Source organism: Sphingobacterium kitahiroshimense, assembly GCF_025961315.1.
Classification (GTDB): domain Bacteria; phylum Bacteroidota; class Bacteroidia; order Sphingobacteriales; family Sphingobacteriaceae; genus Sphingobacterium; species Sphingobacterium anhuiense.
In genome coordinates this window covers 5,181,429-5,201,305 of sequence record NZ_JAOQNK010000001.1, presented here as the reverse complement: position 1 = coordinate 5,201,305, position 19,877 = coordinate 5,181,429, and the positions used below count along the sequence as shown (strand labels likewise).

General features: G+C 35.1%; 17 protein-coding genes. 6 read left to right on the top strand and 11 right to left on the bottom strand.

All coding sequences use genetic code 11. The annotated features are described in order from the left end of the window. Nucleotides 1–7: 7 nt before the first annotated feature. Nucleotides 8–3,349 carry a SusC/RagA family TonB-linked outer membrane protein gene (locus tag M2265_RS22420; RefSeq protein WP_165905904.1) on the bottom strand — a complete coding sequence of 1,114 codons (3,342 nt, stop codon included), beginning with the start codon at nt 3,347–3,349 and terminating at the stop codon, nt 8–10. A 138-nt stretch (nt 3,350–3,487) separates the two neighbouring features. After that, nucleotides 3,488–4,165 carry a hypothetical protein gene (locus M2265_RS22415; protein WP_132770547.1) on the bottom strand — a complete coding sequence of 226 codons (678 nt, stop codon included), beginning with the start codon at nt 4,163–4,165 and terminating at the stop codon, nt 3,488–3,490. A 976-nt stretch (nt 4,166–5,141) separates the two neighbouring features. Between M2265_RS22415 and M2265_RS22410 the strand changes: the two genes are divergently transcribed. From M2265_RS22410 to M2265_RS22390, 4 genes are all read left to right on the top strand, one after another. Beyond that, nucleotides 5,142–5,657: a hypothetical protein gene (locus M2265_RS22410; RefSeq protein ID WP_132770549.1), complete on the top strand. Its 516-nt coding sequence runs from the start codon at nt 5,142–5,144 to the stop codon at nt 5,655–5,657. 340 nt (nt 5,658–5,997) lie between these two features. Further along, nucleotides 5,998–6,357: a hypothetical protein gene (locus M2265_RS22405; RefSeq protein WP_243655426.1), complete on the top strand. Its 360-nt coding sequence runs from the start codon at nt 5,998–6,000 to the stop codon at nt 6,355–6,357. Between the two features lie 770 nt (nt 6,358–7,127). Beyond that, the gene (locus M2265_RS22395) at nt 7,128–7,598 is read left to right on the top strand and encodes a hypothetical protein (protein ID WP_132770553.1); all 471 of its coding nucleotides are present in this window, start codon (nt 7,128–7,130) and stop codon (nt 7,596–7,598) included. A gap of 157 nt (nt 7,599–7,755) precedes the next feature. Then, nucleotides 7,756–8,115 carry a hypothetical protein gene (locus M2265_RS22390; RefSeq protein ID WP_243655427.1) on the top strand — a complete coding sequence of 120 codons (360 nt, stop codon included), beginning with the start codon at nt 7,756–7,758 and terminating at the stop codon, nt 8,113–8,115. Nucleotides 8,116–8,350: 235 nt separating this feature from the next. Here the strand turns inward: M2265_RS22390 and M2265_RS22385 are convergent, their stop codons facing one another. The 6 genes from M2265_RS22385 to M2265_RS22360 form a co-directional block, all read right to left on the bottom strand. Then, nucleotides 8,351–8,692: a hypothetical protein gene (locus M2265_RS22385; protein WP_132770555.1), complete on the bottom strand. Its 342-nt coding sequence runs from the start codon at nt 8,690–8,692 to the stop codon at nt 8,351–8,353. A gap of 64 nt (nt 8,693–8,756) precedes the next feature. Beyond that, on the bottom strand, nt 8,757–8,966 hold the full coding sequence (locus M2265_RS22380) for a hypothetical protein (protein WP_132770557.1): 210 nt from the start codon (nt 8,964–8,966) through the stop codon (nt 8,757–8,759). 3 nt (nt 8,967–8,969) lie between these two features. Next, nucleotides 8,970–9,236, bottom strand: a complete 267-nt coding sequence (locus M2265_RS22375; RefSeq protein WP_132770559.1) for a hypothetical protein — start codon at nt 9,234–9,236, stop codon at nt 8,970–8,972. A gap of 451 nt (nt 9,237–9,687) precedes the next feature. Further along, complete coding sequence (locus tag M2265_RS22370; RefSeq protein WP_132770561.1) at nt 9,688–11,364, bottom strand: KGGVGR-motif variant AAA ATPase; 1,677 nt, start codon at nt 11,362–11,364, stop codon at nt 9,688–9,690. Nucleotide 11,365: 1 nt separating this feature from the next. Further along, nucleotides 11,366–11,881, bottom strand: coding sequence for a helix-turn-helix domain-containing protein (locus M2265_RS22365; RefSeq protein WP_132770563.1), 516 nt, complete (start codon nt 11,879–11,881; stop codon nt 11,366–11,368). A 9-nt stretch (nt 11,882–11,890) separates the two neighbouring features. Next, nucleotides 11,891–12,256, bottom strand: a complete 366-nt coding sequence (locus tag M2265_RS22360) for a type II toxin-antitoxin system HigB family toxin (RefSeq protein ID WP_132770565.1) — start codon at nt 12,254–12,256, stop codon at nt 11,891–11,893. A gap of 472 nt (nt 12,257–12,728) precedes the next feature. Here M2265_RS22360 and M2265_RS22355 point away from each other — a divergent pair, with 472 nt between their 5' ends. After that, the gene (locus tag M2265_RS22355; RefSeq protein WP_132770566.1) at nt 12,729–13,643 is read left to right on the top strand and encodes a helix-turn-helix domain-containing protein; all 915 of its coding nucleotides are present in this window, start codon (nt 12,729–12,731) and stop codon (nt 13,641–13,643) included. Between the two features lie 184 nt (nt 13,644–13,827). Next, a complete protein-coding gene (locus M2265_RS22350; protein ID WP_132770568.1) occupies nt 13,828–15,075 on the top strand; it encodes an MFS transporter in 1,248 nt (415 codons plus the stop codon). A gap of 599 nt (nt 15,076–15,674) precedes the next feature. On the opposite strand, the gene M2265_RS22345 is transcribed toward M2265_RS22350, so the two are convergent. The 3 genes from M2265_RS22345 to M2265_RS22335 form a co-directional block, all read right to left on the bottom strand. Then, nucleotides 15,675–16,040 (bottom strand): insulinase family protein, encoded by a 366-nt coding sequence (locus M2265_RS22345; RefSeq protein ID WP_413716348.1) that lies wholly within the window; start codon nt 16,038–16,040, stop codon nt 15,675–15,677. A 1,222-nt stretch (nt 16,041–17,262) separates the two neighbouring features. Then, a complete protein-coding gene (locus M2265_RS22340; protein WP_132770572.1) occupies nt 17,263–18,402 on the bottom strand; it encodes a TlpA disulfide reductase family protein in 1,140 nt (379 codons plus the stop codon). A gap of 2 nt (nt 18,403–18,404) precedes the next feature. Further along, nucleotides 18,405–19,853: a RagB/SusD family nutrient uptake outer membrane protein gene (locus M2265_RS22335; RefSeq protein ID WP_132770574.1), complete on the bottom strand. Its 1,449-nt coding sequence runs from the start codon at nt 19,851–19,853 to the stop codon at nt 18,405–18,407. Between the last annotated feature and the right edge of the window lie 24 nt (nt 19,854–19,877).

The window sequence follows — 19,877 nt, the reverse complement described above, 5'->3', positions numbered from 1 at the left end:
ATTAGAATTAAAGATTAAAACTTAGCCCTACAGAACACATCCTTGCATCAGGTATATTGGAGCCATACTCGGTATCGATACCCAACTTGTTACCTCGCCAAATAATACCAACATTCTGAACATAAGCATATACCTTACAATTTTTCAGTTTAAATCGAGATGCAAAAGGAATATCAATACTCATCTGGATATCCCTTAATTTGATCTGACCACCATTTTCCAATAAGGCGGATGATCGCATAAACACTTGACTTCCTAGGTCTGCAGGATATTTAAAAACAGGCACATCTGTTATCAACTCATCCCCTGGCTTCTGCCAGCGAACCTTATAATCTTTGTGCCCAATATCACTGTTCAAAAACAAGCTGTTATCAAAGGAATTACGCAGAAATTTATGTCCTAGCTGATAAGAGATATTCCAGGAGAACTCTAAAGATTTATAGCGAATACTATTTCGCCAGCTTCCGGAATATAATGGCACGGTAGACCCAAAGTTTTCAAGATCATTTACTTTCAACGCTAAAATGGCATTATAATCTTTGGACACTTCACCATTTAAATAAGCTCTTGCATCACCGGTCTCAGGATCAAGACCCGCCCATTTATACCCCAATTGGCTGTATAGATCCATACCTTCAATAGCGGTCCTTGCGCTGGACTGGGCTGAACTAATAAAATCCTTTCCATTCTCATTTGCGATATAAGATTTCAACACTTTTGTACGTGCATAAGTTAAAACCAGATTACTATTCCATGTCCAATTCTTTTTTTGGAAAGGAATAGCATTTAAAGAAATGTCCCAACCTTTGGTACGGATATTTCCACTATTAACCATCAGGGTCGTAAAACCGGTACTCGGATCAACCCGATCTGAAGCGATGAGATCTTTTCCATTTTTCACATAATACTCCACACTGCCAGAAATCCGATTTCCTTTGAGTGCAAAGTCAAGTCCCAGATTTGTGATGCCTACCCTTTCCCAGCGCAGCTTTGGATTGGGAGGTGTCGTAATCATCCCGTAGTTTTGATTAGTGATAAAATGAGTTTCGCTCTGGATAGAAATAATAGGATAAGCAGAGACACTATTGTTGACATTACCATTATAACCATAAGTACCTCTTAGCTTTAAGTAGTCAAATAGCATATTTTGCATAAACGGTTCTTTAGATATGACCCATGCCCCACCAATTGACCAGAACGGTTGCCCTCTATCGTTACTTTTGACGCCAAAAAGATTGGAAGCATCTTTTCTGTAAGATCCGCTTACTAAATATCGTTCTAAATACGTATAGCCGACATTAGCAAAATAGGAATAGAAATTATTTTGAAAAAGTTCATAATGATTTAAATCATCAATTGTAGATACGCCCATGATTCCATTTAATAGGGGCACTTCAACACCAAACGGGACGGATTTAAATGATCCTGTCTCCGTATTAAAGCCGTGATATTGGCTGGAAGTTACATTTTTCTTAATTGCCCTAATCTCTGTACCTGAAAATAAAGACAGCTCATGTTTATCACTCCATTTTCTATTGAATTCAGCTGTGGCACGGCTGTGATGTGTTTGATTATTCCAATCTACTACCGTAAAATAATCCCCGACAGGTACTCTCCAGGTCACTGTTTTGGCATCCCAACTTGCAAATCGATTGATAGCATCGCGTTGTTCCATAGCGCCAATACCTCTCCACGCCTCAAATTTACTAGATGAACGCTGATATGCATAAAGTAGATTTAATTTCAACCCAAAATCAAACGAATAACCTGCACTCATGGTGGTAAAAAACTCATTCACGCGTTGCGTTTGCTTCGTTTCATTCAGCTGCCCCAATGGATAATAGGACCAGTCCAATAAACGTCCTCCGGCTACTGTATCCCGAAAAGTAGGATTATACCCACCAACATTTACCTCTACTGGATTCCCACTTTCATCCGCTAACTGCATATATGGATAATTTCTAACACCAATGCCAAGTCTGTTATATCCCACAGGTAAAAAAGATTCTTTATTTTTACTTTCAGTATACAGCACACCGATATCCAGTACCATATTTTTAATAGGTTTGAACTGGGTACTCGATTTAAGATTCAACCGGCTGTCAGACGAGGTTATCTCATCATTTAAGTTTTTATCATAACCAGCAGAAAATAATGTACTGACTTTCTCACCTCCAGATTGTAGCTGTGCATGGTATTGTTGATTAACTGCATTACGATAGATATATTTCAAGAAATCATCACGCACATCCCTATTTTTCATTTTAACCAACTCAGTATTAAATTGCGATTCAGATATATCACCGTTCCTTTTATTGTACATCAACCACAATGCAGGTTGAGGATTATAAAATTTATCTTTAAACCAGCTGTTGTACTTACCTTGATCAAATAAATACTGTTGTGCATCGATGTAATCTGATGTAGCCATCTGTGGGTAATAATACAGATCGGGCTTAGCCTTAATACTGATATTAGAATTGAAACTCAGCTGTGTGCGTTCATTAAACTTTCCACGCTTAGTCGTAATTACAATAACACCGTTTCCAGACTGAGCACCCCAAATCGAAGCGGCGGCGGCATCCTTTAGAACAGTAACACTTTCAATATCATTTGGATTAATGTTATTAAAAGAACCTTTACCATAATCAGCACCTCTATTTTCGTAAGGAACTCCATCAATGACTACCAAAGGCCATTTATTTGGACCAATTGTACTCAATCCACGAACGTTGATATTTATTATATTTCCTCGGTTATTAACCGTTTTTATGGATGATATCCCGGGCACCACATCCTCTAATCTACTCACAAAATCTGTCGAGACTTTTCTATTAAACAGTTTATTATCCACAAACTCAAAACTTCCGGTAGCCCGCTCTTTAGGTATTTTCTGGTAACCAGTCGATACAACCTTCACTTCATCCAGTTTATTATCTTCAGGTATCAATTTTACAGTTAATGATACTCCTGCGGTATAATTGATTTCCTGTGTTCTGTAACCGACATTCGTAAACTTGATCTTTCCTTTTCGGTTCCTGACCGTCAATTCAAAAATTCCATCCTTAGCGGTTGTAATCCTTAAGTTTTCAGCATCTACACGGATAGATACCCCTTGCATCGGTGTACCATCTGTAGCAGATATCACACGACCAGTAATTTCATGTCTTAAAGACCCATTCACCCCGCTGTCCTTGCGGGATGTCTGAGCGCTACTTAACATATGAAAGGTTATGAATAAACCTAATAGAAGCATCTTATTGATCACCAGTACATCTGCTCCTTTTGGTTTGAAAAGCTTTTGGAGATATTTCCAAAACTTATTTATATATGGTTTATTGGCGTTCATGTTATTAAATTTTTGGTATAGTCTTCCCTGTCCCCTTTTCATACCGAAGGTGACTTGTTCCTAAAGTCTATTTTCTGCCCTCGGCAGAATCGGGTTTTATAAACAGTGAAACTATAATCGATTTATTTTATTCGCTGATTAATTCATGGTTACTACAACTGGTTTCCTGATAGCTTTCATGATCATGGTAAGCTGTTCCTCCCAGATTAATTCGATGGACTCGTTATTCATCTTGACGACTTTTCGGCTGTCTTTTACAACTGTTAGCTTCTCGATCCTTACATCCAGATTAAAATGCTTATTCAGATCGTTCAGTATCCGTTGTCGGTATTCTTCCCGTTCTGTATTTGCTGGTACTGTCAGCTCATAGCAATAACCTGGAGTATTTCCATTTTTATCGGATGGCAAAAACCGATCACGGTCTTCACCCAGCACCAATATCTGGCTGATCGGAAAGTCTGCTGGCATTCCCAACGCAAAGAGGTAAATCTCATAAATCTGCATATTGATCAGCGAGATCCGTAGCATATCAATGGCATCATTGCGTACGATCAAACTAAAAGAATCCGAAGGCTCCAACAGACGTATCAACAGCGAGTAATAAGACTGTATCGGTCTTTCACTCTTAATATATTTCAATGCAGATAGCGTAGTTATATATTTAAATTTTGAGTCGACCTTTTTAAATAAACATTCGGGTAAAAGTGTTATCATAACTGGTTTTTTAATAACGGAGACACACTTTTCACTCAAATACGAAGACATTTCTTCCTCTCGGGATAGTGCATAACTTTCCCCTTTACAAGTTTTTTGCATTGTTTTAAGGTTTAAATTGTCATTCCTAAAACCGTACTAATTGGACATAGCATGAGCATTAAGGAAACCTGGTTAAAAAAATAAATCAAGAAAATGCAATTAAATAGTCTTCGTCAAATGGTTATATAATGGTCATCGCTATTGCATAATATTGGTTAAAGAACAGAACCAACTTTTATAATATTAACGTATCACAATAAAAAGTGACCCCAATAATTTGCTTTACCGTTAGAAAAGTGTAATTTTAAGTTGCTATACTTCAAAATACAGACTATTTCCAATTGAGCTACACAAGCAATTGTTTACCAATAGAATAAAAGTCAGTAACATATACCATTAAGTAATGGAAAGAATTTGATCTTAACCTATCAAGGAGATACATCTTAAGTATTTAGTCTGGTGTATACGCCAAACGAATTTACTAATGAACCGCCCTATTGGTATGAATCAACCTCCCCTACTTATTTGGTATTATGTCTTAGCAACACTTTATTCAGGTGCGCGGAATACGTTCTTTTTTAAGTTGGAAATGGCGAACCGATGACGCTGATCCTGGAGCAGGTCTTGGTGGGTTCTTTGGGTGGCTACTTTTCGTTTCATCATAATTGTTTTTGGTTATGAAAACAATGTACACTCTGCTCTGGCAAGCTCAAAATTGATGTAAAAATCAATAGGGCGAGCCTCAATGCTTTGAACGTGGTACCGCTAAGAACCACCATAACCGAAGTTATGGTTCCCCAAAGACTTACATGGGCTCGCCCTATTGGACTTATACCTGCAAAGATAATAAATTCCAATAGATAGCGAACACACGATCGACTCATAGGGAAAATTAGCGGTTTTCGTTTATGAGTGACATCGTAATGATAGAAATAATGCTCTATCGTATTTGTCGCTTATGTTATAAATCAAAGATAAACAATATTTCCAAAAATTCAAATAATAAAATTATTAGAAATAATAAATTTTAATAAAAATGGCAAAACATAGAATTAAAAGAACTGAGCCTCAACATAAATTAAGAGAATATTTAGAAACGAAGAAACACTTTAAATATGACTTATCTGAAAGTACAGGAATAAAAAAACCTGACTTAACCAAATTAAAAAACTTTGATACTATTCTTTCTGCAGAGAGATTTTCAATAATCACAAACTTCTATTTAGATAATTTTGAAAATACAATTGATACTATCTTTCCCGATCTTCAATTACCTATTAAAGAGTCTAAAGATTTCAAAAATGAAAGGTCTGAATTAGAAAATTCAATCTTTCAGTATCACCCAGATTATATGTCTATCGAAGAAATATCATATTTAACGGATATTGATATCGATAGGCTTAAAGAGATAATTTCGAAACCGACCGTAATAATTAGTGCCTCCGAATTAATTTTATTAGAAAAAGTCAAAAAATTCAAAAAAGGTTTTTTATTTAAAATTAAATTTAAAAATGGAAAAATCAAGAGAGTTATCAAGAAAAAAGCTGATTAAAGTTTAATTTTAGACCAATAAGAAAAGCACTTAAAATAACAGTGGCGATTCTAAATTAATGAAAAATCCAATCGTGGAAATAGTTATTGTTGATGGAAAAACTAAAGCTGAGGTTAATAAGCAAAGATAAAATTATGAGTGAAATTTAAAAGGAATTGCTAGAGATATGACATTGAGTATTAATTTCCGTTAAAAAACCAGACTTAAACATTTCGTTATAAAGCAAAATCGCTATTAAATAAAAGCCTTTAATGTTGTATACCTTATTTTATGGAGATACCAAATTGTGCTTGTAGCATAGCGATGTAATGAAACTGTTTAGCAAATAAGATTAATGATCATGATAGATTCAGAAACTCAAAATTACATTATAACTTACTATCTTCATCTTATGAATCCAAAGGAGAAACTTGCTTACAAGCATATCCATTCATTGTTAAAGCTGGAAGATAATAAGGATCACGAAAAAATGTCGAAAATCTATCATAAAGCTGGATGGCTTACTAAAGATAGTGTGGCCTTATCTCTGCTAAAAGATGGAACTGAGAATTTTTATAAAAATACAGCCGAACGTATTTTTTCTCATCATTATACTGAAATTATTTTCAACAACTGCCCTAAATGTGGCAAGTTAGCAAGGACCCCTCATGCAAAGCAGTGTAGATACTGCAATTTTGATTGGCACCAACCAACATTTTGAATTATTTATGAAATAAGTAGTATAAATTTCATATCTTAATATAGTGACATAATCCATTAAATGAAAAATAAACTAACTGAACCTGAACTATTGATATTTTAAATCATAAAAATTATAATGTATGGATAATCAAAAATTTTATAAATTAGGTGTATTTTACTATAATCCTGCAGACTCACGGCTATTAATTCCGAAAAGATCATCTAGCATGAATGGATACACGCTTAATTTTGCAAAACCGATTAGTTTGGTAATAGTAGGTCTATTCCTTTTTTTGACGGCTGTATTTGTTTATTTAAAATTTAGAAATTGAAAGTAATATATGGATAAAGCATTTTGACAACATTTCTATATTCAATGAGCCCTCTAATTGAAAAATTTAAAAAATACGGAAACATTACCTTCTTTTGGACCGAGTTCTGCAACATGTGCATGTGCTTCTTTGGCAGTCCAATAAGGTGAGAACAGAAAGCCTGTACCTTTAACAAATTAGACAGATTACAGTAGTATTTGGCCTTTTTCTGAAGGTATTTGAGCAATAATATGCCAATTAACGAAGTCCATATTTGGATCATCAACGCATTTTCAAAAGTACCCATTAAAGATGATACATTTAAGCGCTGCTTCAGATGCTTGAAGAAGACCTCGATCTGCCAGCACTGTTTGTAAATTTTTGTGATGGAATGAATTTTCCTCTTTTTGAGACTTTCAAAGACGTGTATAGTGAGGTCAAAATATAATATTTTAAGTGATTATATATAATAATTAGTATGAAACACCAATTTACACTTCCAGAATTTCCGAACTCTAATTTCGAAATGCAGACTTCATTTTGGACAGGTAAGTCAAAATTATTTAAGGATGAAATACCTGTACAGCAATCGACTGAAAAAGGTAAACCATTTTTAATACCTGATAGCAAAGGACAGTTTATTAATGCATATCCAAAAGCTTCGTTTCCAGAGATTGTACCAGCTCTTGAAATCGACAGCATAAAATACAACATCGTAGAGAAACTTCCTTGGCACCATATAGCATTGTCACTCCTACCCATGTTATTAGTATTCACTGGTGGTGGAATAGGCGGTGGCATCGGTGCAGTAGCATCATTATATAACATGCAACTATTAAGAGATAACAGACCTGGAATTGGTAAATATCTAAAAGTAATTGGTGTAACATGTGCCGCCTCTGCACTTTATTTTGCTCTGGCAATGATGATTAAAGGGGGGATTAGTTAGAAAATTAAAACAATGACAAGACCAATGATCTTTGGAGAAATTAAAGCAAAATCATTATTAAATAACAACCCTAACTGTTGCAGAACTTTATTTTAAGAGATTTAATTCTGTAGTGTAGCACTACAATGAAATTGTTTAGCAAATAAGATTAATGATCATGATAGATCCAGAAACTCAAAACTACATTATTACTTACTATCTTCATCTTATGAATCCAAAGGAGAAACTTGCTTACAAGCATATCCATTCATTGTTGAAAATTGGGGATAATGAGAATCACGACAAAATGACGAAGATCTATCATAAAGCTGGATGGCTTACTAAAGATAGTGTGGCCTTATCTCTGCTAAAAGATGGAACTGAGAATTTTTATAAAAATACAGCCGAACGCATTTTTTCTCATCATTATACTGAAATCATCTTCAACAACTGTCCTAAATGCGGCAAGTTAGCAAGGATCCCTCATGCAAAACAGTGTAGATACTGCAATTTTGATTGGCATTCATTAATATTTTAAATTATTTATGTAAGGTAAGAATCGTAGTAGACCAAGTGTAAACTAAAAAGCGGACAAAACCTTTTCTATATAAAGCTATTTCAGAACTAGACATTGAAACTATTTGTATATTAGTTTCACTAAAGCAATTGTTACAGCAAACACAAAATACGTCAAGAAAGAGAAATTTGGCACTAATTAATTTAGGAGATCGTTAAACGGACAGTTTCGGTCTGTCTTTTTTGTTATCCATTTTTTATATTTTTTTTAATTTATCAAAAGCTATGTTTACAATTATCATTAATTCTTTTGCATTCGTAGCTTCTTGAGATTTTATTAATAGCTCTTGAAATGAAACCTTTTCATTTCCATTTTTTGATTTCTTTATCAAATGCAGTAAAGCTTTTTCTATGTACCCGTGAACTGTATGAAACTGCTTGTCCAAAGAACCAAGATGCTTTGAGTATGTTTCACCTTGCTCCATAAACATGGCATTCTGCATATAACTTAAATGGGCTCCATGTTTATTCCTGTCACAATTAAAAACTTTCCTAATAAAGTTCTCATATTTGGAAGCTATAACATATGTATTATCCATTTTTTCTAAATTTATGGTCGAGATATTTCGAAAATTATCCCGACCTTTTTTCAAATTCAATTATTTAACTCGTATGGCACTCTCTGCTGCAATAATAACAACCATTTATTTTTCTAAGTGGAAATCTTCGTTTTGCTTCTACAACTGCAGATTGACAAGCCCAAAATTCTCCCAGATAAGTAGAATCTTGGGTAGGGAAAAATACACAGCCCTGAGCATGAACTTCATAATCACCATTTGCTTGTATACTATTATTGATATAGTATTTTTTCATATTTTATTTCTCCTTTCTAACACCTTTAAATTTACCACCAGATGTTTTGACATCCATAAATTGTCCTGTTTGCGTATCACGCTTGGTCCATAATCCTGTTACTGGATTTTGTGATTGGCTACGTTCTCCCACGTAACCATGACGGCGATTGTCGCCTGATTTGCCATTACCTGCCATTGAATTAACTTTAAAATTTTGAACATAATCTTCCATCAGATGTGACATTATAGATTTTTCCAAAATGAAAAGACCATAACATTGCCAAAGCATCCTGTTAAGATTTTTACTATTAAGCTGTGATCTAATTTTTCGTAAAGGACATGGGGAGGTCAAGACCCAAGTTACACTGGAAAGGAAAGAGTATAATTACGGAAAATCTGATTTTATTCTTTTTTTTGAAACAAAATCCGTTATTTCGCGTTTAATAAAAAAATAATAACTCTATTCTACCTTTCAGGTACGGATGATAAAATTTAAAGAGCTAAGAGGTGAGATACTTGGCTCTTTTTTTTATATCATCTTCCTATTTTCTTATATATTATTTAATCAAATTTCAAATTTTCATCCTACTAATTATTTTACCATCAATACAACAATTAAAACAAAAATACTAAATTTTAAATCATATTTATCTAGAAAGAATTTGGAAGTTTTCCACATCCATTTCTTCTACTTACCTCGTTATAAGTTAATAAAGAATTGGGCCTTTGCTTTCAATTCGTCAAATATTGTTTTGAGCCCCATCCCACTTAACATCAATTTTATATTTATCTAAGATTTTTTTAAAATTTTCATCATTCATAAATTGATGATAAATTTCTTCTTCCTCTACAATTTGTTGAAAATCTTTATTAGTCAATCCCAAAGAAAAAGCTAAATCCATATTTTTATAAAACTCGCGATAATTACCTAGACTTGCATTCAACTCTGCTAATGTAGCATTTGCATGTATGTGCTGCGGATCGAGTTCCAAAGATTTATAAATAGCCTCAAAACCTTCGTTATACTTACCAGAAGCACGTAAACTGTTTGCATAACCATTCCAAAGGTTAGGGTTTTCAGGGTCTCGATCAATTGTCAGTTTATAATACATTGATGATTTCACATAATCATTTTTCTTATAATAGATTAATCCAAGCATTGATAAAGATCCACTTACATTCAATTCAATATCCAATTGATGTTCAAAAAGATTTTTAGCTTCATCAAATTTGCCTTGTTTAACAAAAACATGACCTTTAAAATATTCAGCATTAGCAGCTAATTTTGCGTTTAACACCTCTGCTATCTCCAAATTTGCGATTGCTTCTGTACATAGATCAGCGTCAAGATATGCAATTCCCAAATATAGATACGCAAAAGAAAATCTAGGATAGGATTGTATAGCTTCTTTCAAATACGAAATTCGTTCTTCTCTTACTTTGCTTTTTAGCGCTTTATCTACAAGCATATTTGCTTTCATAAAATTATCAAGCTTATCTGCTTCATGGTTATCAACCACCACATCATGCGTGAGTTCCTGAAACAACTCCAAATAGTCTGCAGAGGTAACCGATTGACCTAATAAATCATCATTCCTGTGATGCATTCGAATCTCTTCTCGCATCTCTAATTCAGGCTCCGAATGAACAACAAATATCTTTTCAACTGCGAAGTCCTTTATCTTCTTATGCTCTAATTTTTCATTCAAAATTCTTAATGCTGTACTTTTTGCATTCGCTTCCCTTGGTTTATCTTTAGCTTTAGTAAAATAAGGAATTCTGGAAAGTACAACGTTAATCTTGGGTACCGTATTTCTTAATGAATTTGATGGTACAGCTAATGAACAAAGCACCTGTCCTATTCCATCAAGGTTTTCTGTATTATTCGCTGCAAACAACACAACTTCATCTGCCATAATAGACATGGTAACGCCTGCGATATCTGTAATCCCTGTTCGAGAGTCAATCAATAAAACATCTGGCGACAGTTGGTTTTCGATCTGAAATTTTAAATTGTAAAAGAAATCTACTCCTAAGCTATCTTTTTCGTAAAAAAGCTTCGTCCAGTTAATATGAGATAATTTTTTCCAATATTCTTCTCTTGTCGTATCACCAGCAGCGATCAAACAGATAGTTCCCCCTCCATCTTTAAATGAATTTACTTCAGTGACATAATCTAAAATATTCTCTGGAACAATATTTTCCGTAGTAAACTTGTGAATGTAATCTACTAAGCCTCCTTTTATCCCACTCTTCCCTATACTATCACTAAACTTGATATGTAAACCTGGAGCCTCAAGATCAAAATCAAGCATACAGACCTTCTTGCCAAACTCTGCTAATCTATTGGCAATATTGGCCAATGCTAAGGAACGTCCTACACCGCCTTTGTACGAATAAAAAGTTATTGTTTTCATATTAACAACCTATAGCAAATAGTGCTCCTTTTTCAGAGACTCTTTTTTTAAATAATGCAGTTTGAGCAGTATTGATATATTCAAAAAGCACACTTTCTGTAAATACAGTTAATGAGCTCTGTTTTTTTTCTTTTGAACTAGAAACTAATAGGTCATATTTCACGTTGAGTAAGTCTTGGTCCAAATGCAAAAACTCAGATAACTCGCGAATCATGTTCTTTGACAGCGCTCTCTTTTTATTCATAACCTCGGAAATGATTCCACTGCTCCCTATATAAGGTTGTAAATCTCTCTGTTTAAGTCCCATGTAGCTCATCTTAAGCTTGATGATCTCAATAGGATTACCTACATTAATGTCTGTTATATCATTTTCGTAGGCTTCTATCCAATCGGAAAGCTGTTCAAATTGTTTGATGAGATCTTCGTTTTCTCCAAAATCTGCGCGATCACCGATTTCTTCCAACTTGGCAACTGCCAGGTTGTATTCCTCCTCATTTTTAAACATTTTCTTTTTCATCACTTTCATTTAAAACATTTCTACTGTATACTGATTGTTCAGATTACAAAGTCTAGTATATTCGGCATGGGTACCAATCCATTTTACATAGATAACCCCATTTTTAAGCTTTTCGTGAAACTGATATTTTACTATAATCCGTAAATTATTACCTCGAATATCAATGACAGCCCGTTCACTATTGGGTGTATCAGCTTTTGCATCAGCCTTTCCTAAAATATCTACCGCTTTTGCTCCAAAGGATGCTACAATATCTTGAGGTTTCCCCCAAGCTTGGGATTTTACAATCGACACCCAAGCTTCAAGAGCCTTCTTCTCTCTCGGATTAGTTTTGATATAACTATCAATAGAAGTAATTTTTATAATTCTCACCATACTGAAACACAGATCAATGGTTTTGCTCTTGAACACAAAGGTAATAATAAAAAACTCTCAAAAAGAGAGTTTTTTATTAAAATGTAAATTTTATTTTAATTACATTAGAAGATATGACAATATTGATGCCTTCATGCTAATTTCAAGAACATTATAAATTATAAAAAACTACTCATAAAGAATACAAAATTCTCCAGTAGGATGAACTTTTAGATGTATTTTAAGGATGAAGATGAGCCTGCCTGGTAGTTGAATATTCGGATTAATTACATGAGAAACTAGTAATGGGAATTACAGGCTTTAAGCCTACGGATATGGAGGCTGCGGAGTAATCACATATTACCAGGACGGATATAAACACAAGATTTAGCTAGAGAATCCAAATTTTATGAGATGTAGTTTATATCTTCTATATTTTTTACTGGAAACAAAAATATTGTCTATGACCGTTTCAATTTCATAAGTTTGTACTATGAGTAGAAAGGAAAGTGTATCAGAGTTTTATAGCCGACATGGACGTATCGATATGGAAGCTCGCGGTTTTAATGTTTATAATCGAGAGAATTTTTCTTGCGATAGCACTTCTCTCCCTCCCAATCGCAGAGATTTTTATAAAATATCCATCATTACAAAGGGCACGGGAATTTTAAGTTATGCAGATAAATCTATTAGGGTTGACAAACCATCCATTACCTTTTTTAATCCGATGATCCCATACTCTTGGGAGCCAACCTCGGAAGATCAGGGCGGTTATTTCTGTCTTTTTACTGAAGATTTTATTACCCGCAACTTCAGAAACGAAAGTCTAGCCCAGTCCCCCCTCTTTAAAGTCGGTGGGGAGCATCTATTTTTTCCAAACACAGAGAATATTCATGTATTAAAAGGGCATTTTGAAAATATGATTCGCGAAATCCATTCCGATTATACACATAAGTATGACCTTTTACGAAGCTATGTGCAGATCATTATGCATGAAGCTATGAAAATACAACCGCCAGAAACGTTTTACCAACCTGCGAACGCGTCCGAACGCATTACAAAACTGTTTGTGGAATTATTAGAATTGCAGTTTCCAATCGATTCTCCAAGCCAGGCATTGAAATTAAATACCGCAAACGAATTTTCTGCTCAGCTAAATGTTCATACAAATACCTTGAACCGCGCTTTGAAGGAATATACAGGCAAAACAACTACGGAGTGGATCACGGAAAGGATACTTCAGGAGGCAAAAGCATTGTTACAATTTAGTAGTTGGGACATCTCTCAGATAGCATTCAGCTTAGGTTTTGAACATTCATCTAACTTTATCTTTTTCTTTAAAAAGCAAACCGCTGTTACTCCTTTACAATTTCGGAAAAACACGGGATCAGTATATATTAAAAAATAAAATAGCAATATAAAACTCATTGTAATTTTCTATTAAAACAGCACTTTCGGATCATATATATATGTTTACAAATGAAAACAATTAGGGTTGATATTGCTGTTTGTATTTCATTACGATCCGTTTGATTGTCATAACTTTTCATAATTATTAAAAACGAGATTTGATCCATAATAAATTTGTTTTTATGGATAGTTTAAATTTATGTAACAACAAATGTAAAGTTGTTACAAGAATACATGCAGCTCCCTTAGACTCCAATAATGGAGGACCGACCGCACCAGCTTGGACTGCAGTGTTTTCCCTAACAATGGGCGTTTTTGGATTGTTGACGTCTGAGTATTTACCGGCGAGTCTCCTAACCCCTATGGCTTCGGAGCTCGGGGTGTCTGAAGCTGTTGCAGGCCAAACCGTTACTGTTACAGCAGTTGCGGCATTATGTTCGGGGTTAATCTTACCAGGTCTGACACGGTCTTTAGACAGACGATGGGTACTACTTGCGTTTTCATTTTTAATGGTTACTTCTAATTTATTGGTCGCTTTTTCTTCCAGTTTAATAGTACTGCTCGTCATGCGAACATTATTAGGTGTTGCTCTGGGAGGTTTTTGGGCGATGGCGGCAGCAGTTGCAATGCGTTTAGTACCTGCAGCACTCGTCCCAAGAGCTCTTTCTATAATTTTTAGTGGCATAGCCGTTGGAACAGTGGTATCCGTACCCTTGGGAAGCTACTTAGGAGGGATCTTGGGATGGAGAAGTGCCTTCTATGCGGCGGCTGTAATAGGGGTAATCACACTGGTTTTCCAATGGTTCACTCTGCCTCGACTAAGACCCCAGAAAACAGCAACCTCGGGTACAGTGTCCAGTATACTTTTACGGCCAGGGATAGCTATAGGAATGGTAGGCTGTGTACTAGCACACATGGGGCATTACGCACTGTTTACCTACATACGTCCGTTTTTAGAAAGCACTATTTCGATAGGGCCTAATGGTTTAGCCCTCATGCTTCTAGGATTTGGAGTAGCTAATTTTGCAGGAACGTTATTAGCCGGTAAACTACTGGAAAGAAGTTTGCGTAGAACACTGGTATTGATGCCAATGATCGTAGGTATCATAGCATTGCTTTTGGTAATGATTCCATCTTCTTTTGTAGGACATGCGCTATTAATTGCGATTTGGGGAATGGCTTTTGGCGGGGTTCCTGTAGCATGGTCAAATTGGGTTGCAAGAGCCGTTCCTGACCAAGCCGAAAGTGCCGGAGGCATGGTTGTGGCAGCCGTACAGGGGGCTATTGCAGCTGGTGCAGCCGCAGGGGGAATGTTATTTAACTTTACGGGAATTGTTGGTGTATTTGTTGCTGCCGGCGTCTCTATGCTTTTGGCTGGGCTACTAATCGAATTATGGGTTAAAGTCGGGAAATCTGGACATAATACATAATAAGATTGACTGCCGCCACATTAACTTAAAGTAGATATCTAAATGGATAGTAAGGCAATATTGTCAGCAACACTGGCAATCAAGATTTCGTAGGATATAAAAGTAGAAGTCCAAAAACTCGCCAATATTATCAAGAAATCAATTAATTTGGCACAAAAAATGTATTATTAAATTAGGTTAATAATTGGTTAGATTAAAACGCTTGAATTTCCCAGATTCAAGCGTTTTTCTGTTATTAAACTTCTCCTGGATTTGCTTTTAAAAAAGATTGAAGATACTTTTTCCTGTCGGAACAAAAAAGGAAACTAAAATCTTCACACTTGAAAATCTCTGTCAAAGAGCAATAAGCAATGAAAACGGGACAATACCTATTGTAGGATTTGATTTTAATAGATAAACCCAATCCAGACAATAACCATTACGCTTTATATAGTAAAGACCAATCTCTTTTAAGTCATAACAGTGATGAAGTCATTTAAACAAGAGTTAATCATAAGAAAAGTCACTCTTTTAAAGTGACTTTTCTTAAACTAGTAAACTAAACTAAATTATTTTTTCTGTGGACTTAGCGTCACAATAATCTCATTATCTAAGTGTGATCAAGAATGACAATACTTATTAATCTCTTTAAGATGTATTGTCTTCAATAAATGAGGATATTTCAAAAATTGATCTAAAGATTCTTTTTTATCCCATTGCCCTTTAAGATATGACAACCAAAATTGATTTGATTTTGCCTGTAATTCGTACTTCCTACTTTCTTCTGAAATGAACTTATCTAATTCTTCTTGGATAACACCCTCTTTTTGGAGTTTATGGAGCTCCTCTCTCACGGCTAAAATTAATGAATCTTTACGTTTAGGATCGCAGTCAAAAGATATCACCAAAGCATAAAATCCTAAAGGATCTTTCGCTTTGGTCACCTGGATCATAGGAGAATACACACCGATCTCTTGTTTACGTATCAGTCATTCGAAAATTAATAGTTTCCTTAATGACATCTAAATATAGATTATGAATAGCATTGAAATTGTACGTACTGCTGTATACCAGTTGCACTGTGCCTTTATCTCTTCTAAAAGATAGAATTGAAGATTTTTACATAAATACAGCCGAACGTATTTTTTTTCAACATTATACTGAAATCATCTTAAACAACTGTCCTAAGTGTGACAAGTTAGCAAGAACTCCTCATGCAAAGCAGTGCAGATACTGCAATTTTGATTGGCATTCACTAACATTTTGAATTATTTATGAAATAAGTAGTATAAATTTCATATCTTAATAAAGTGGGTTAATTCATTAAATGAAAAATAAACTAACTGAACTTGAACTATTGATATTTTAAATTATAATCTATGGATAATCAAAAATTTTATAAATTAGGTGTTTTTTACTATAATCCTGCAGACTCACGGCTATTAATTCCGAAAAGATCATCTAGCATGAATGGTACACGCTTAATTTTGCAAAACCGATTAGTTTGGTAATATTAGGCCTATTCCTTTTTTTGACGGCTTTATTTGTTTATTTAAAATTTAGAAATTGAAAATAACTTATGGATAAAGCATTTTGACAACATTTCTATATTCAATGAGCTCTCTAATTGAAAATTTAAACAATACGGAAACATGACTTTCTCTTGGAGTTAGTTCTGTTGCATGTACAGGTGCTTCTTCGACTGTCCAATACGGCAAAAGCAGAAAGCCTATTCCTTTGACAACATCGGGCCATTCGAAATGCCGCAGAATCAAACCGGTGAAGTCCTAGTAAGATTGTTATAATACTATAACCCTGATATCAGCTTTATTTAAACAATTCAATAGGAAGCATTAAAATAATTATTAATAAAATAATAGATAAATAGAAAACAACTTTTAATAAAAAATTATTTTCAAGCTTATTACGAATAAATACAGTTCCAACAACAAATATTAGTGAGCAAAAATACAATATGGCAATGAAGCGATTGATTAGTGAAGCTATTCCAACTGAATACCCCATATTTCTGCTACTTGATTAAATAGTATTTAAGAGATCTTTTGCACTTCGGTTGCATCCCAATTTATCAAACGGTTTAAACCAGATCGCATAGCTATTCATTAAAACATCAGAATATTTATATCCTTATACATAAAACCATACACAGGTTCTTTCGAATATAGGAATCTGTGTATGGTTTTTAATTTATTTAGCTAGCGATGGTTGCTCTCCTAAAATTCTTAACAACTCTTCTCCTCTTAAGTTTTTGGCAATGATTTTACCATTTTTATCCAAAAGAAAATTCTGTGGAATCGCCTGTATCCCATAAAGTTTAGCAACCTCACTATTGAAACCATTTAGGTCTGAAACATGGTTCCAATTTCCTATCTTATCTTCTTCGATAGCTTTGATCCAAGCAGCTTTAGCATTTTTACTATCCAATGATACATTCAAAATTGTAAAACCTTTATCAGCGTATTTATCGAATGCCTGAATAAGATATGGGCTCTCCTGCCGACAGGGACTACACCAAGATGCCCAAAAATCAAGCAAAACATATTTTCCTTTTAGACTATTGAGCTGAAACTCATCGCCCGATACGGTCTGAGAACTAAAATTGGGAGCCTCTGCTCCTATAGCTGTATTTTTCAATAAGTCAAGTTTGGCTCGCCACTTAAGACCTTCTTCAGTGCCTTTTGTGCTGGAAGATAATGAAGAATACAAATTATTCATTTCTTGATAATCGGGAAAAGCTCCTCCTACACGTTCCAATGCATAAAAGCTGACAGTAGAGCCGGGATGTTGCCGTATAAAGCTACTGTAAACTTGTTTGATCTGTGTCGCTATTTCTTCGTTTTCTTTTCGATATTGAGCTACAAACTGTTCTGATTTGCGATTGTCCTCTGTCAATGTAGAAAACAATACTTCCCGACGTTGCTCCAAAGGAAGTAAATTAGTTTTCAGTAAAGAATAGTCTTTATTTAGAGGTCCTGATATAATAACCGCTGTCCGTAAAGAATCGGAGGATTGAAAAGAAACCTTTCCTTTTTCTAAATAGAAAAAAGCTTTATCTGAATTTTTTTTCAACCCTGGATTTTCTGGATGACTGATGAAAAGACGCGCAATAGTCTCTTTGTGGATCTCAGCACGGAATTCAAACTTTCCATTAGCCTGCAACACAATAGAATCTTGTATGGATTCACCATTGTTTAAATAATTGAGATAAAGAACATCTCCAACATTTGGATGCTGCAGCTGTCCATGGATATAAACTTTTTGCTGGGCCGCAACTACATGTATCGAACCCATGAGGGCACAACTTAAAATTATAGATTTTAAATTCATAATTATGGATTATTTATCATTCCTGGGTTTTCATTCATTACTTTTTCAGGGAAACGCATTATAAGACGTTCCGGACGTAGTGTTATACGTTCTTTTTCTTGACCATTGGTATCATAATACACATGAGTATATTGTTTTTCTTTAAACAAAGGATCTACGGATAGCCTGCGCATATCAAACCAGCGCTGTCCCTGCAATGCAAATTCACGCAATCGCTCTTCGATAACAAACTTAATTAACAGATTCTTATCTGTAATAGTAACTTTAGCCTCTAATGCTGGCATACGCTTAACACGCAATGTTTCTAAATCTTTAATCGCTTCGGCGGTATTTCCTAATCGCGCGTTTGCTTCTGCTCTTATCAGATACATTTCTGCCAGGCGAACGCCAAACTGTGCTTGTGTACCACTATTACGTCGTCTTAAACCTGCGACAGCAAATTTCCCACCACCACTGGGTTGTGGAGTGAAAAATTTAAGACGTTGGTCATTCGCCGAAAATAAGGATAATGCTTCTGGTGATAATAGAATATCGGATAACTCTGAATTCCAACCATTCAATCCATGCTGTTTTGGAAAAAGATTTTCGATGTTATTCCAAGCTGGTGGATAGAGGCTTTGATAGCTCGTAAGCGCCCAATTGGGATCGTACCCCCAGGTGCCTCCTATTGCCATCGTGATATTTAGATCGTACAATTGCGTTGCAAATGTGGTTGGTAAATTGTTCAATGCTTGGTCCATACTGGAAAGAGATTCTTCATATTTGCCCATAAATAGATAAACTTTTGCCAGCAATGCTTCGGCAGCTGCACGTGACATCCGGGTTCTTAAGGCTGGATTTTCAGGTAAATATGGAATAGATTCGCTTAAATCTTTTACCATGTGGTCATAGATATCTGCTACTGAAGCGCGCTGAAAACTTGTCTTGGCAACATCAGCTTCTGTCAATAATGGTATCGATAAAGCTGTGGAGGCGGTCGTAGTAGAATACGGCGCTCCATAGTAGTTGCACAGCATGAAAAAGGCCCAGGCACGATTGGCCTTACCTTCGGCACGCAAGGCTTCTTTCTGCTCTACACTGCCTCCTTGAGCATCCATCACTTCATTTATAATTTTATTATAGGTATAAAGCTGTGGCATAATAGCCAACATCTCAAAGGCGTCCTCATCATCATTATAAACTTTATCCTCCCAACGAAAAAGCCGCTGAGTTCTTAACTGTGCTCCATTAAAATAGGGATCAACGACCGCAACCTCATCTCCCATGGGCACTTGTGCATTAGCTGGTGAAGTACCTGTATTGATTAATGTGGTGTTCTGAAACAAAAGGTCATAATCCGAAACCTTACTCGCTAAGAATTTGCCTTTCGGCGTAATTTCCAAAAAACTTTTACCACAGGAGGCAATGCAAAAAGCCACGCTTAGTGTATATATTAAATATTTACTTTTCATTATTAAATTCAATTAAATCATACT